Origin of the sequence: Microbispora sp. CL1-1, assembly GCF_012034195.1 — a bacterium.
Classification (GTDB): domain Bacteria; phylum Actinomycetota; class Actinomycetes; order Streptosporangiales; family Streptosporangiaceae; genus Microbispora.
The window spans coordinates 1-12,382 of the sequence record NZ_JAATEK010000041.1 but is presented as its reverse complement, the minus strand read 5'-3'; the positions used below and the strand labels follow the sequence as shown (position 1 = coordinate 12,382).

The 12,382-nt window shown below is 69.8% G+C and carries 14 protein-coding genes; 8 read left to right on the top strand and 6 right to left on the bottom strand.

Features of this window, described 5'->3' with window-relative positions; genetic code table 11:
• Positions 1-5 precede the first annotated feature (5 nt).
• Positions 6-632, bottom strand: coding sequence for a LysE family translocator (locus tag HCK04_RS32725; protein WP_142651240.1), 627 nt, complete (start codon positions 630-632; stop codon positions 6-8).
• A gap of 153 nt (positions 633-785) precedes the next feature.
• On the opposite strand from HCK04_RS32725, the gene HCK04_RS32720 reads away from it, so the two are divergent.
• Positions 786-2,144, top strand: a complete 1,359-nt coding sequence (locus HCK04_RS32720; protein ID WP_260617497.1) for a PLP-dependent aminotransferase family protein — start codon at positions 786-788, stop codon at positions 2,142-2,144.
• Between the two features lie 4 nt (positions 2,145-2,148).
• Here the strand turns inward: HCK04_RS32720 and HCK04_RS32715 are convergent, their stop codons facing one another.
• A complete protein-coding gene (locus HCK04_RS32715) occupies positions 2,149-2,592 on the bottom strand; it encodes a DUF4442 domain-containing protein (RefSeq protein WP_142651239.1) in 444 nt (147 codons plus the stop codon).
• A gap of 81 nt (positions 2,593-2,673) precedes the next feature.
• Between HCK04_RS32715 and hisN the strand changes: the two genes are divergently transcribed.
• Together hisN and HCK04_RS32705 are read left to right on the top strand one after the other, a co-directional pair.
• On the top strand, positions 2,674-3,459 hold the full coding sequence (gene hisN / locus HCK04_RS32710; RefSeq protein ID WP_142651238.1) for a histidinol-phosphatase: 786 nt from the start codon (positions 2,674-2,676) through the stop codon (positions 3,457-3,459).
• Positions 3,460-3,727: 268 nt separating this feature from the next.
• Positions 3,728-4,471 (top strand): NPCBM/NEW2 domain-containing protein, encoded by a 744-nt coding sequence (locus HCK04_RS32705; protein WP_168066461.1) that lies wholly within the window; start codon positions 3,728-3,730, stop codon positions 4,469-4,471.
• 17 nt (positions 4,472-4,488) lie between these two features.
• Here the strand turns inward: HCK04_RS32705 and HCK04_RS32700 are convergent, their stop codons facing one another.
• Together HCK04_RS32700 and HCK04_RS42980 are read right to left on the bottom strand one after the other, a co-directional pair.
• The gene (locus HCK04_RS32700; RefSeq protein WP_142651236.1) at positions 4,489-5,295 is read right to left on the bottom strand and encodes a fructosamine kinase family protein; all 807 of its coding nucleotides are present in this window, start codon (positions 5,293-5,295) and stop codon (positions 4,489-4,491) included.
• Positions 5,282-5,740 (bottom strand): low molecular weight protein-tyrosine-phosphatase, encoded by a 459-nt coding sequence (locus HCK04_RS42980; protein ID WP_142651235.1) that lies wholly within the window; start codon positions 5,738-5,740, stop codon positions 5,282-5,284. The genes HCK04_RS32700 and HCK04_RS42980 overlap by 14 nt, the downstream gene beginning before the upstream one ends.
• A 163-nt stretch (positions 5,741-5,903) precedes the next feature.
• Here HCK04_RS42980 and pstS point away from each other — a divergent pair, with 163 nt between their 5' ends.
• From pstS to HCK04_RS32670, 5 genes are read left to right on the top strand one after another with little or no spacing between them, the layout of a single operon-like run.
• The gene (gene pstS / locus HCK04_RS32690) at positions 5,904-7,016 is read left to right on the top strand and encodes a phosphate ABC transporter substrate-binding protein PstS (RefSeq protein ID WP_221890007.1); all 1,113 of its coding nucleotides are present in this window, start codon (positions 5,904-5,906) and stop codon (positions 7,014-7,016) included.
• Between the two features lie 3 nt (positions 7,017-7,019).
• Positions 7,020-8,000 (top strand): phosphate ABC transporter permease subunit PstC, encoded by a 981-nt coding sequence (gene pstC / locus HCK04_RS32685; RefSeq protein ID WP_142651233.1) that lies wholly within the window; start codon positions 7,020-7,022, stop codon positions 7,998-8,000.
• Positions 7,997-8,884 (top strand): phosphate ABC transporter permease PstA, encoded by an 888-nt coding sequence (pstA, locus tag HCK04_RS32680; RefSeq protein ID WP_142651232.1) that lies wholly within the window; start codon positions 7,997-7,999, stop codon positions 8,882-8,884. Before pstC ends, pstA begins: the two co-directional genes overlap by 4 nt.
• Positions 8,885-8,887: 3 nt before the next feature.
• Positions 8,888-9,664 carry a phosphate ABC transporter ATP-binding protein PstB gene (gene pstB, locus HCK04_RS32675; RefSeq protein WP_142651231.1) on the top strand — a complete coding sequence of 259 codons (777 nt, stop codon included), beginning with the start codon at positions 8,888-8,890 and terminating at the stop codon, positions 9,662-9,664.
• A 36-nt stretch (positions 9,665-9,700) separates the two neighbouring features.
• Positions 9,701-10,405: a response regulator transcription factor gene (locus tag HCK04_RS32670; protein ID WP_260617496.1), complete on the top strand. Its 705-nt coding sequence runs from the start codon at positions 9,701-9,703 to the stop codon at positions 10,403-10,405.
• A gap of 103 nt (positions 10,406-10,508) precedes the next feature.
• Here HCK04_RS32670 and HCK04_RS32665 read toward each other — a convergent pair whose 3' ends face one another.
• Positions 10,509-11,267, bottom strand: coding sequence for an aminoglycoside phosphotransferase family protein (locus tag HCK04_RS32665; RefSeq protein WP_142651230.1), 759 nt, complete (start codon positions 11,265-11,267; stop codon positions 10,509-10,511).
• Positions 11,268-11,342: 75 nt separating this feature from the next.
• Complete coding sequence (locus tag HCK04_RS32660; RefSeq protein ID WP_168066459.1) at positions 11,343-12,206, bottom strand: phosphotransferase; 864 nt, start codon at positions 12,204-12,206, stop codon at positions 11,343-11,345.
• Positions 12,207-12,382 lie beyond the last annotated feature (176 nt).

Below are 12,382 nucleotides of genomic sequence, written 5' to 3'. Positions count from 1 at the left end.
GACGACTAAGCGCTGAAGGCGAGCATCACGGCGAGTGCTCCGAGCATGCTGCCCATGGCGATCCGCTGGGCGCGCAGCCACGCAGGCCGGTGCCCCAGGAATCCCGCGACGCTTCCGGCGGCCAGCACGATCGAAAGGTTCACCGTCGCGGCCACCGCGATCTGGAAAAGGCCGAGAACGACGCCCTGAGCCAGCACGTTCCCCGCCCGGATATCGACGAACTGCGGAATCACGGAGATGTACAGAATGGCGATCTTCGGATTGAGCAGGTTCGTCATCAGTCCCATGGCGAAAAGCCGCGGCGGCGGGTCGTGCGGCACGTCGCGCACGGTGAACACCGAGGCGCCGCCGGGCCTGATCGTCTTCCACGCCAGCCACATCAGGTAGGCCGCTCCGGCCAGCCGTATCGCCGTGAGAAGCTGCGGGGCCGCGACGAACAGCGCGGCCAGGCCGAGATTCGTCGCCGTCAGATAGACGAGGAATCCCGCGACCACTCCGCTCAGTGAAATCACCCCGGCGCGGCGCCCCTGGCTGATGCTCCGCGACACGAGATACATCATGTTCGGGCCCGGAGAAAGCACCATTCCGAGCGCCACGGACACGACGCCCAGCACCGCGTGCGATTCGACCACGACGCCGCCCTTTCCTTTCAGGTCCTCTCAGCTCCTCTTCGTGCCGGTCCGGACGGCCTCATCAGGCTAATTCATGCCGAATAGTCAGTGCAATATTCAATATTGCTCTCGGAGCAATATTGTGTTTGGATCCCGTGGCAAGGAGAGGGGGCGGTGGTGGAGGACTACGCGGTGGTGGAGGACTATCGTGCGCTGGCCGACGAGATCGCCGCGGACATCGCGGCCGGACGGCTCAGGCCGGGAGACCGGCTGCCTCCGCAGCGGGACTACGCCCGGCGGCGCGGCATCGCCGGCTCCACGGCGGCACGCGTCTACGCGGAGCTGACCCGCCGCGGCCTCACGGTCGGCGAGGTCGGCCGCGGCACCTTCGTACGCGCCTCCGCCCGGCGGCCCGGCACCGCCCTGGCCGAGCCGAGCGGCACCAGGATCGACCTCGAACTCAACCATTCCGTCATCCCCGAGCAGGCCCGCCTGCTCGCTGACGGCATCAGGCCACTCCTGCGCCCCGACGTGCTGGAGGAGTCCATGCGGCCGGTGGGCGCGGCGGGCACTCCCCACGCCCGCGAGGCCGTCGCCGGCCTGCTCGCCCGGGCCGGCTGGCGACCCGACCCGGCGCGGGTGCTCTTCGCCGGCAACGGCCGCCAGGCGATCGCGGCCGTCATCGCCGCGCTGGTCCCGCCGGGTGCGCGGCTGGGCGTCGAGGAGCTCACCTACCCGGTCGTGAAGACGATCGCCGCCCGGCTCGGGGTCACCCTCGCGCCCCTGCCGGTCGACGAGGCGGGCCTGGTGCCCGAGGCGGTGGAGGCCGCCGCCCGCAAGGCCCCGCTCCGCGCGGTCTACCTCCAGCCCACGCTGCACAACCCCTTGTCGTTCACCATGCCGGTCGGGCGCCGCGCCGAGCTCGCGGGCGTGCTCGCGCGGCTGGACGTGCCCGCGATCGAGGACGGCATCTGGTCGTTCCTCCGGGACGAGCCGCTCCCGCTGGCCGCAGTCGCGCCCGAGCGCACGATCCTCGTCGACAGCCTCTCCAAACGACTCGCGCCCGGGCTGACCATCGGATTCGCCGTCGTGCCCGAGACCGTCATGCCCGCCATGACCGCGGCGCTGCATTCGGGAGGCTCCGCGCCGCCGCGGTTCGCGCTGGAGGCGGCGGTGCGGCTCGCCGGTGACGGCATCCTGGAATCGCTGAGCCGGGGCAAACGGCGGGACGCCGAGGCCCGCCAGGAGATCGCGATGCGCCACCTGGGCGAGTTCGCCGTCCGGGGGGATCCGCGGTCCTACTTCTGCTGGTGGGAGCTTCCGCCGCCGTGGCGGGCCGACACGTTCGTGGCCGCCGCCGCCCGGCACGGCATCGCCGTCACACCGGCGGCGGCCTTCGCCGTCGGCGACAACCGCACCCCCAACGCCGTACGGCTCGGCCTGGCCTCGCCCCCGGCCGAGACGCTGGCACGCGCCCTGGGCACGCTCGCCGGGATCGCCCGGTCCGCGCCGGACGACCTGCTGGCCGAGTGAGGGATCAGGCCGTGCGGTTGGGGCGCAGGGTCCAGGAGACGGTCGTCTCCGCCACGACGACGTCGTCGGCGTTGCGGATCTCGACGGCCACCTCGAACTCGGGCCGCTCCCCCGCGTCCAGCCGGGCGACGACCGCCTCCCGCTCGGCCCGGAGGGTGGCGGCGGCGGTGACCTCGCCCATCGCGAGCTTGCGATAGCCGATCCTCGCCTCGGTCGCCAGCGGCACGGCCCGGGAGAGCTGGTCGCCGAAGACCGACAGCATGGCCGCGCCCGAGGCGGACTCGGCCAGCGTGAACAGGGCGCCTGCGTGCGGGCCGCCCACGTGGTTGTGCAGGTCTCCCCGGTCGGCCAGGCGGGCGACCGCCGTGCCGGAGCCGATCGAGTCGAACGTGATGCCGAGCAGCCGCGCGAACGGAACGCTGTCGAGCATGAAGGCGCCGATGTCCATGGCCGGGATGTTACTCGTTGGTACGGTTCGGAGTGATTCTTCCTCTGATGTCAGCAGGTCGCGGCACGATACGTTGGCCCTGTGACGGAGTACCGCGACGACCTGCACCTCGCGCATCTGCTGGCGGACGCCGCCGACGACATCACGATGCGCCGTTTCAAGGCCGTGGACCTCAAGGTCGACACCAAGCCCGACCTCACCCCGGTCAGCGACGCCGACCGGGCCGTGGAAGAGGCGATCCGCGGCACGCTGCGCCGTGCCAGGCCCCGCGACGCCGTCGTGGGCGAGGAGTTCGGGATGACCGGATATGGCATGCGCTCCTGGATCATCGATCCGATCGACGGCACGAAGAACTACGTACGCGGAGTGCCCGTGTGGGCCACGCTGATCGCGCTGATGGAGCATGGCAAGGTCGTCGTGGGCGTGGTCTCGGCCCCGGCGCTCGGCCGCCGCTGGTGGGCCGCCAAGGAGAGCGGCGCGTGGACCGGACGGAGCCTGAGCAAGGCCACCCGCTGCGAGGTGTCCTCGGTCGGCCGCCTCGACGACGCCTCCTTCTCCTTCTCCGACCTGGAGGAATGGGAGAAGGCCGGGCGGCTCGACCCGTTCCTCGACCTCACGAGGGAGTGCTGGCGCACACGTGGCTACGGCGACTTCTGGTCGCACATGATGGTCGCCGAGGGCTCGGTGGACATCTCCGCCGAGCCCGAGCTGTCCCCCTGGGACATGGCCGCTCTCACGATCATCGTCGAGGAGGCCGGCGGCTCCTGCACCTCGCTCGACGGCTCCCCGCCCCTCGACGGCGGCAACCTCGTCTGCACCAACGGCCTGCTCCACGGCGAGGTCCTCAAGCGCCTGTCCCCCCGCTGAGCCGTTTCCCGGCCTGCCGGATCCTTTCGCACCTCTTTGGGCAGTTCCGCCGTCGCCATGTCAGTTCCGGCGGGACTGCCCAAAAAAAATGCCTTTATAACAGGATATTTCAATGTAAACGGTGGTGAATTCCGGCCGGCTCGGCGCGAATTCGTGTTCCTCTTGTGACACCCGTACGGCCAACCGGCTTCTCGTGGATGGCGTCGAAATAGCGGACGCGTAAGCGGCCTTTCCCAGCCCACGAATGGATAGAGCCGGAACACCGACGATGAGCGCACCAGCCAAGCCCAGAAAAGCGCAGGACGACCAGGGCGACAAGGAGCGGACGAACGCCCGGAAAATAGCGTGGATCAGCGGCATCCTGACCTTCGCCGGCACGCTCATCACCGCCGGGTCGGCGGTGGCGGTCGCCGTCATCACCTCCCCCGACACAGTGCGGGACGTCGTCGGCGACAGGATCGCGGTGACCCACACGGCCACGGCGACGGTCACCGCCACGGTCACTGTCAGCCCGCCGCCCCCTTCCTCGCAGGTGAACGCCACGGACGTCGCCACAGGAGCGAACGCCGCGACGTCCCTGGCCCGGCCGGACGCCGTCGACGTCGAGGGCTGCGGCCCGCCCGGAGGGTTCACCAACGACTGGCTCGACCGCTCGGTCGCCCTCGCGGGCTCGGACGAGCAGTTCAACGCCATAACGTGCCGCGTCGAAAAATCAGGCGCCGTGACTGGATATATCGACTACGTGGTGCCGCAGAACGCGACCACGTTCACCGCGAAAGCAGGAATCGACCGGGCGTCGCCCAACACGTCCGCGAGGGTACGGTTCTCCGTCGTCGACCTTTCCGACAACGTGCTCGCCCAACAGGTGGCGACGTATACGAACGCGGCGAGCATCACCGCCCGGGTCTCGGGAGTGCCGCGAATCCGCCTCAAGATGACGGTCGTCAAGAGCAGCGGCGTCTCCGGCTCCAACTTTTTCCGGTCCGCATGGATAAATCCCGCCTTCGGCTGAAAAAATCCCTATGGCTGTCACAGCGCGAGGACGTCACCCGCGGCGGTGAGGAGGCTGCCGCGGTACGCCTCTCCGAACAGGCAGACGTGGACGGCGAGCGGGTGGAGCTGATGCAGGGGCACCCGCTCACGCCACCCGTCCGATAGCGGCGCCGCCTCGCGATAGGCGGCGAGGATCGTGTTGAGGTGCGGCGCCCCGAACAACGCCAGCATCGCGAGGTCGGTCTCCCGGTGGCCACCATGGGCGGCCGGGTCGACCAGCACGACCCCGTCCGCCGACCACAGCAGGTTTCCGCTCCACAGGTCGCCGTGGATCCGGCTCGGCGGCTCGGCCGGCCCGGCGATCTCCGCCACTCGCTCGCACGCCTCCTCGACCAGCTCCACGTCCGCGGCCGACAGCGCGCCCCGGTCGCGCGCGAGCCGTACGAACGGGAGCACGCGGCGCGAGACGTAGAACGACGGCCAGTCGGGCGCGGGCTCGTTGCCCATCGGCAGCTCGGCGATGTAGCCGGGCCAGGGGGCGCCGAAGCCGTCCGCCCCGGCGGCGTGCAGGGCGGCCAGCTCACGCCCGAATCGTTCGGCGGCCACGGCCGTCGCGGGAGCGGTGTCGATCCACTCCAGCACCAGCGTGCCGCCGTCCGCGGCGATCACCTCGGGGACGACGACCGCTCCCGGCTCGGCCAGCCAGTGCAGCCCCGCCGCCTCGCTGCCGAGAACGGCGGACGCGTCCGGGCTTCTTTTGACGAACACCCTGCGGCCGTCGTCGAGCACGCCCTCGTGCAGCGTCCAGGCGTGGCCGCCGCCGAGATCCCTAGTGATCCTCAAGGTGCTTCGCCACCCCCTCGCAGGCGGCCTCGACCATCCGCAGCACCTCGACGAAGCCCTCGCGTCCGCCGTAGTAGGGGTCGGGCACCTCGGCGCCCTCGGGGGCGGCCGGGTCGAACGACCGCAGCAGCCGGATGTCGGCATCCGGCGGGGCGATCCGCCGCAGGGCACGCAGGTTGTCGTGGTCCATCACGAGGATCAGGTCACGCTCGGCGAACCACGCCCGGTCGAACTGGCGGGCCCGGTGGGACGAGCCGTCATAGCCGTGGTCGGCCAGCGTGGCCAGAGCCCGCTCGTCCATGGGCTCCCCGGCGTGCCAGCCGCCGGTGCCGGCGCTGTCCACCTCCGCGTCGAGCCCGCGTTCGGCCAGCGTACGGCGCAGCACGACCTCGGCCATCGGCGATCGGCAGATGTTCCCCATGCAGACCAGACATACACGCTTCATGAACTCCATCCTCTCCCATAACGCCCGTGACCTGCTCGTTATCTCTTCCGAGGCCGCACAAGAGCGACCGGGGGCGTTCACTGCCCGTTCACCTTTACCAGGGGTTTAAGTCACCTTGGCTCCCTACCGTCCCTCGTGTTGAGAAGACATGGGGAGGAAGACCGTGAAGTATGCAGGCCGGCTCGCCGCCGCCACTATCGTCGGCGTGCTCTCGCTCGCCGCATGCGGGACCGATGACAACACGAGCACCGCGGGGGGCACCTCCAGCGCCGCCGCCGCGCAGGGCGACGACACGCTGAAGGGCACCATCAACGCCGCCGGTTCCTCGGCCCAGGCGAACGCCATCGCGGAGTGGAAGAAGAACTTCCAGTCGTCGAACCCCGGCGTCAGCATCAACTACAACCCGAGCGGCTCCGGCGCCGGTGTCCAGGCGTTCATCCAGGGCACGGTGGCCTTCGCCGGCTCCGACTCGGCCCTGAACGACGAGAAGGGCGAGCCCGCCCAGGCCGACGCCCGCTGCAAGACCGGCAAGGCGATCAACCTGCCGATGGTGACCGGCCCGGTGGCCGTCGTTTACAACCTGCCGGGCGTGGACGGTCTCCAGCTCTCGCCGAAGACCATCGCCGGCATCTTCAACAGCAAGATCACCAAGTGGGACGACCCGGCCATCAAGGCCGACAACCCCGACGCCCAGCTGCCCTCGACCCCGATCCAGGCGTTCCACCGCTCGGACGAGTCCGGCACCAGCGACAACTTCACCAAGTTCCTGAAGGCCACCGCCGACGCCGGCTGGCCGTACGAGCCGGCCAAGGCGTGGCCGGCCGAGGCGCAGGGCCAGGGCGCCAAGGGCTCGGACGGCATCGCGTCCAGCATCAAGAGCACCGAGGGCGCGATCAGCTACGTCGAGCTGTCCTTCGCCGAGAACTCGCAGCTGCAGAAGGCCAAGGTCGCCAACGGCGCCGGCGAGTACGTCGAGCTCACGCCGGAGAGCGCGGGCAAGACCGTCGAGGCCGCCGAGATCGCGGGCACCGGCAACGACCTCAAACTCAAGATCGACTACGCCACCAAGGCCGCGGGCGCCTACCCGATCGTCCTCGTGACGTACGAGATCACCTGCGAGAAGGGCCTGTCGGCCGAGGACGCGACGCTGGTCAAGTCGTTCCTCACCTACACCTCCAGCGACGAGGGCCAGCAGGCGCTGACCGGCCTCGGCTACGCCCCGCTGCCGTCGAGCCTGCTCACGAAGGTCCGCACCGCTGTCGAGGCGATCTCCTAACAGATGGCGACATCAACCAGAACCAGGAAGAGCGGGCCGGCCATGCGCCGGTCCGCCTTCCGGCGCAGCCGCGGTGACGGTCCGTTCCGCTTCGCCTCGACCGGGGCCGGGATCGTCCTTCTGGCGATCATGGCCGCGATCGGGGTGTTCCTGGTCGTCAAGGCCGTCCCCGCCCTTCAGGCGAACACGTCCCACTTCCTCACCGAGCTGACCTGGCAGCCGAACGCCACCCAGCCCGTCTTCGGCATCGGAGCGCTCGCCTTCGGCACCGTGCTGAGCTCGCTGCTCGCGCTGCTCATCGCCACCCCGGTGGCGGTGGGCGTCGCGTTGTTCATCTCGCACTACGCGCCGCGGCGGCTCGCCTCCGTCCTGGGCTACGTGGTGGACCTCCTCGCGGCGGTCCCCAGCGTGGTGTACGGCCTGTGGGGCGTCACCTTCCTCGTGCCGTTCATGCTCGGCCCGTCGAAGTTCCTCAACGACTACCTCGGCTGGTTCCCGCTCTTCGGCGGTGACACCGCGGTCGGCAAGAGCATGCTCACGGCGTCGCTCGTACTCGCGATCATGATCCTGCCGATCATCGCCGCGATCTCCCGCGAGGTCTTCCTGCAGGCCCCCAAGATGCAGGAAGAGGCGGCGCTCGCGCTCGGCGCGACGCGCTGGGAGATGATCAGGATGTCGGTCCTGCCGTTCGGCCGGCCCGGCGTCATCAGCGCCGCCATGCTCGGCCTCGGCCGCGCGATGGGCGAGACGATCGCGGTCGCGCTCATCTTCCCCGCCACGTTCAAGATCTCGTTCCAGATCCTCGGCCCGACCGGCAACAGCATCGCCGCCAACATCGCCAACGGCTTCGGCGAGGCGACCGAAGTGGGTCGCGGCGCGCTGATCGCCTCGGGTCTCGTCCTGTTCCTCATCACCCTGCTGGTGAACATGGCCGCCCGATTCGTCATCGCCCGCCGCAAGGAGTACGCGAGGGCCGCAGCGTGACAACCGTACAGACCGGAATCCAGCCCATCTCCGCGGCCCGGCGGGCCAAGGACCGCCTAGTCCAGGTGCTCGTCTACCTGGCGTTCGCGCTCGCGGTCATCCCGCTGCTGTCGGTGCTGTGGCTCGTCGTCAAGAACGGCATCGGCCGCTTCGACCTGGAGTTCCTCACCCACTCCATGCGCAACATCGGGGCGCGCGACGCGGGCGGCGGCGCCTACCACGCCATCGTCGGCACCCTCGAACAGGTCCTGCTGGCCTCGCTCATCGCGGTCCCGATCGGCCTGCTCACCGCCGTCTACCTCGTCGAGTACGGCGAAGGCGGACGGCTCTCGCGCACGATCAGCTTCTTCGTGGACGTCATGACCGGCGTCCCTTCCGTCGTTTCCGGACTCTTCGTCCTGGCCTTCTGGATCCTCGTGCTCGGCATGCCGTTCTCCGGCTTCGCCGGCGCGCTCGCCCTGTCGATCCTGATGATGCCGGTCGTGGTCAGGTCGGCCGAGGAGATGCTCCGCCTGGTCCCCCGGGAGCTGCGCGAGGCGTCGTACGCGCTGGGCGTGCCCAAGTGGCGCACCATCGTCAAGGTCGTGCTGCCCACGGCCTTCACCGGGATCGTGACCGGCGTCATGCTGGCCGTGGCCCGCGTCGCCGGCGAGACCGCGCCGCTGCTGCTGACCGTGTTCATCACCGACTCCATCAACGTCGACCCGTTCGACGGTCCCCAGATGGGGCTTCCGCTGTACGTCTTCGATCAGGCCGGCCGTCCGACGGACACCGCGATCAACCGGGCCTGGACCGGCGCGCTCACGCTGATCCTGATCGTCATGCTGCTCAACCTGGTCGCACGCCTCATCACCTGGTGGCGTTCGCCCGCGAGGAGGAGGTAAGGAATGGCCAAGCAGATCGAAGTCGCGGGACTCGACGCGTACTACGGCTCGCACAAGGCGATCGAAGGCATCTCGATGACGATCGAGCCGCGGTCGGTGACGGCCTTCATCGGCCCCTCCGGCTGCGGCAAGTCGACGTTCCTGCGGACCCTCAACCGGATGCACGAGGTCATCCCCGGCGCCCGGGTCGAGGGCAAGGTGCGCCTGGAGGAGCAGGACCTGTACGGCGCGGACGTCGACCCGGTGTCGGTCCGCCGCACCATCGGCATGGTGTTCCAGCGGCCGAACCCCTTCCCCACGATGTCCATCTTCGACAACGTGGCGGCGGGCCTGCGGCTCAACGGCCGCTATTCGCGGTCCGAGCTGGAGGGCATCGTCGAGGAGTCGCTCAAGGGCGCCAACCTCTGGAACGAGGTCAAGGACCGGCTGAACAAGCCGGGCGCGGGCCTGTCCGGCGGCCAGCAGCAGCGGCTGTGCATCGCCCGCGCGATCGCCGTACGCCCGCAGGTGCTGCTCATGGACGAGCCGTGCTCCGCGCTCGACCCCATCTCGACGCTGGCGATCGAGGACCTGATCTCCCAGCTCAAGCAGGACTACACGATCGTGATCGTGACGCACAACATGCAGCAGGCCGCCCGCGTCAGCGACAAGACCGCGTTCTTCAATCTGGCCGCGCAGGGGCAGCCCGGCAAGCTCGTCGAGATGGACGAGACCTCGAAGATCTTCACCAACCCGGCCGAGAAGGCGACCGAGGACTACATCACGGGCCGCTTCGGCTGACGACCGCTTCAGGCTGACAGCATTGGAGGGACCTGGGTGACGGCACCCGCAGTGGAGGGGGACACTCGGACGGCGCCCATGCTCCTGGTGGCCGATCCGGACGCGGGTCTGGTGCGGCAGCTCTCGGCGGCGATGCAGGCCGAGGGCGTCGACGTCACCGGCGTGCCGGACGGCGCCCAGGCGCTGTTGCAGGCCGGTGCGCTCCGGCCCGACGCCGTGCTGGTCTCCGCCTCCCTTCCCATCGTCGGCCCCGTCGAGTTCGTCCGAGCCGTACGGCTCATGCGCGCCGTGCCCGTCCTGCTCGGCATCGACTTCGGGAGCGACGCCGAGCAGGCACTGCAGGCCCTGGAGGCGGGCGCGACGGCCTGCGTGGCCCGGCCATACCGCGTGCCCGAGCTGCTCCCGCTCGTCCAGGCGGCCTTCCGCCGGCAGGACGGCCACCGCACCGTGCTGACGATCGGCGACGTGGAGCTCGACGTGACGGCCTATCAGGTGAAGGTCGGCGGCCGCGTCGTGCACCTGCCGCTGCGCGAGTTCGAGCTGCTGCACTATCTGATGCGCAACGCCGACAGGACGGTCACCCGCGAGCAGATCATGCGCCACGTCTGGCACTCGTCCGACGGGACCTCCACCAACACCATCGCCGTCCACGTCAAACGCCTGCGCGCGCGGCTGGGCGACGTGGACGACACGATGATCCAGACCGTCCGAGGAGTCGGATACCGGCTGGTCAGCGGCTGACCTCACCGGGGCAGGCGGCCACCGGGAAGGGACGATCGCGGGGGAGGGGTGGCTGCCGGGAAAGGGGTCCGCCGGGCCGTGCCGAAAGCCGTCCGGTCGGCGCTCACATCCGGGATCTCAGCGCGTCGACCTCACAGCCCGGCGCGAACGGGTCGAAGCCGTGCTCGACCAGCCAGCGAATATTCGACAGGCTTCGCAGCGACCACCACGCGCGGATCACGTCCAGGTCGACGTCAGTGCCGTAGCCGGCGACGACCTCGCCGAGATGCTCCTCGTGTCCGAGCGTCAAGGTGGCCAGGTCGTACAGGGCATCACCCTGGCCCGCCTCGGACCAGTCGATGATGCCCGCGATCCCGTCGCCGTCGACGAACACGTGATCCACCTGCAGGTCGCCGTGCGTGAAAACCGGTGTCCACGGCCGGAAGGCGGCCTCGGCGACCTCGCGGTTGCGGGCGACCAGGTCGGCGGGCAGGACGCCGTTCGTCACGAGCCACCCGCACTCGACGTCGAGATCGGCCGCCAGCTCGTCGGAGCCCCGGCCCGCCCGGCCGACCCTGGGCGGCAACGGCGCGTCATGCAACCTCCGTACGGCGGCGCCCGCCGCGGCCCACGCCGCCGGGGACGCGGTCGACGGCTCACCGAGGCGGCCGAGCGCCGTCCCCGGGACCGCGGCGAGCGCGAGCACCGGCGGCTTGTGCCACAGGACCTCCGGGGTCGGGACCGGCACCAGGGCCATCGCCTCGACCTCGGCGTCGATGCGCGCCCGATCGGCGTCCACCTTCAGGAACACGTCACCGACGCGCAGCGTCGCGCGCTCGGAATGGGCGACGACCACTTTGACCGCATCGTTGACCTCATCCATCAGCGACCAGTATCCCGGGGGTGATCGTCGACGTCACCGGGTCGATCCCGTGCGATCGCGCGGTGTCAGGAGCCCTCAGGCGAAGGTATGGCCGAGGTGGGCCAGACCGGCGTCCGCATACGGTCTGATGCCCGTGCGCAGGCCGTACGCGATGTCCTCCAGCAGTGCGCACCGGGCGTAGAAGACGGCCCGCTCGTGGCCCGTGTCGTCGTGGCTGCCCTCGTAGTGCGCCAGCGTCCGCTCGTAGATCTCGGGTCCGAGGTCCCGGAAGACCAGCGCCAGGTCGTACGCGGGATCGGCGATGGCCGCGTCCGTCCAGTCGATGACGCCCGTCAGGGCGCTCGCCTCCACGTCCACCAGCAGGTGCTCGCTGCCCAGGTCGTTGTGGCAGAACGTCAAGGTCTCCTGGTCCGGGTCCGGGGGCGACTCGGCGGCGAGGAACTTCTCGATCTGCCGCCGGGCGGTCGGCGGCACCTGGGCGACGATGTCCCGGTAGTGCCCTTCGGCCTCCTCCCGGAGCTCGCTCAGCGGATAGATGTCCCGCGGCACGAACGCCTCCATCCGCTCCACCGGTGCCGTGTGGAGCCGGCTCAGGAAGTCGCCCAGCGGAGCCGCAAGACACGCGGGCTCTTTGACCGGGTGAAATTTCAGCGGACGGCCGGGCAACTTGCGATACGCGAATACGCCTGCCTCCTCGTCCACGAACATCGGCCGCGGCACCGGCAGCGGCGACAGGTCGCTCACGACCATGAGCAACGCCGCTTCCCGCTCGACCGCCTCACGGCGTTCATCGGGAGCCTCGGCCTTGCTCTGTCGTATGACCAGCTCACCATTGACCTCGTACACCGCGTTGTCCTGTCCCTCGCCCAGTCGTTCGACGGTTCTGACCTCGTAGCCGGACAGATGGCGGTTCAGCAGCCGGATGATGTGCTCGGCCACCTCCGGGACCCTAACCGAGATGCCGTTGGGTCGAGGGCGGTTTGGGGTGCGAACGGGAGGAATCGAGAGATCACGTGGATCTCGGACGCCGCGTGGACTTCGGACGCCGCGTGGACTTCGGACGCCACGTGGACTTGGGACGCCACGTGGACTTGGGACGGGTGCCGGACCGGTCA

Excerpts from the sequence above, each read along its gene's own strand:
- HCK04_RS32715 (WP_142651239.1), bottom strand. The coding sequence starts at position 2,592 with ATGGACATCGGCGCCTTCATGCTCGACAGCGTTCCGTTCGCGCGGCTG.
- HCK04_RS32705 (WP_168066461.1), top strand. The coding sequence starts at position 3,728 with ATGAGCGCACCAGCCAAGCCCAGAAAAGCGCAGGACGACCAGGGCGAC.
- HCK04_RS42980 (WP_142651235.1), bottom strand. The coding sequence starts at position 5,740 with ATGAAGCGTGTATGTCTGGTCTGCATGGGGAACATCTGCCGATCGCCG.
- pstC (WP_142651233.1), top strand. The coding sequence starts at position 7,020 with ATGGCGACATCAACCAGAACCAGGAAGAGCGGGCCGGCCATGCGCCGG.
- pstB (WP_142651231.1), top strand. The coding sequence starts at position 8,888 with ATGGCCAAGCAGATCGAAGTCGCGGGACTCGACGCGTACTACGGCTCG.
- HCK04_RS32665 (WP_142651230.1), bottom strand. The coding sequence starts at position 11,267 with ATGGATGAGGTCAACGATGCGGTCAAAGTGGTCGTCGCCCATTCCGAG.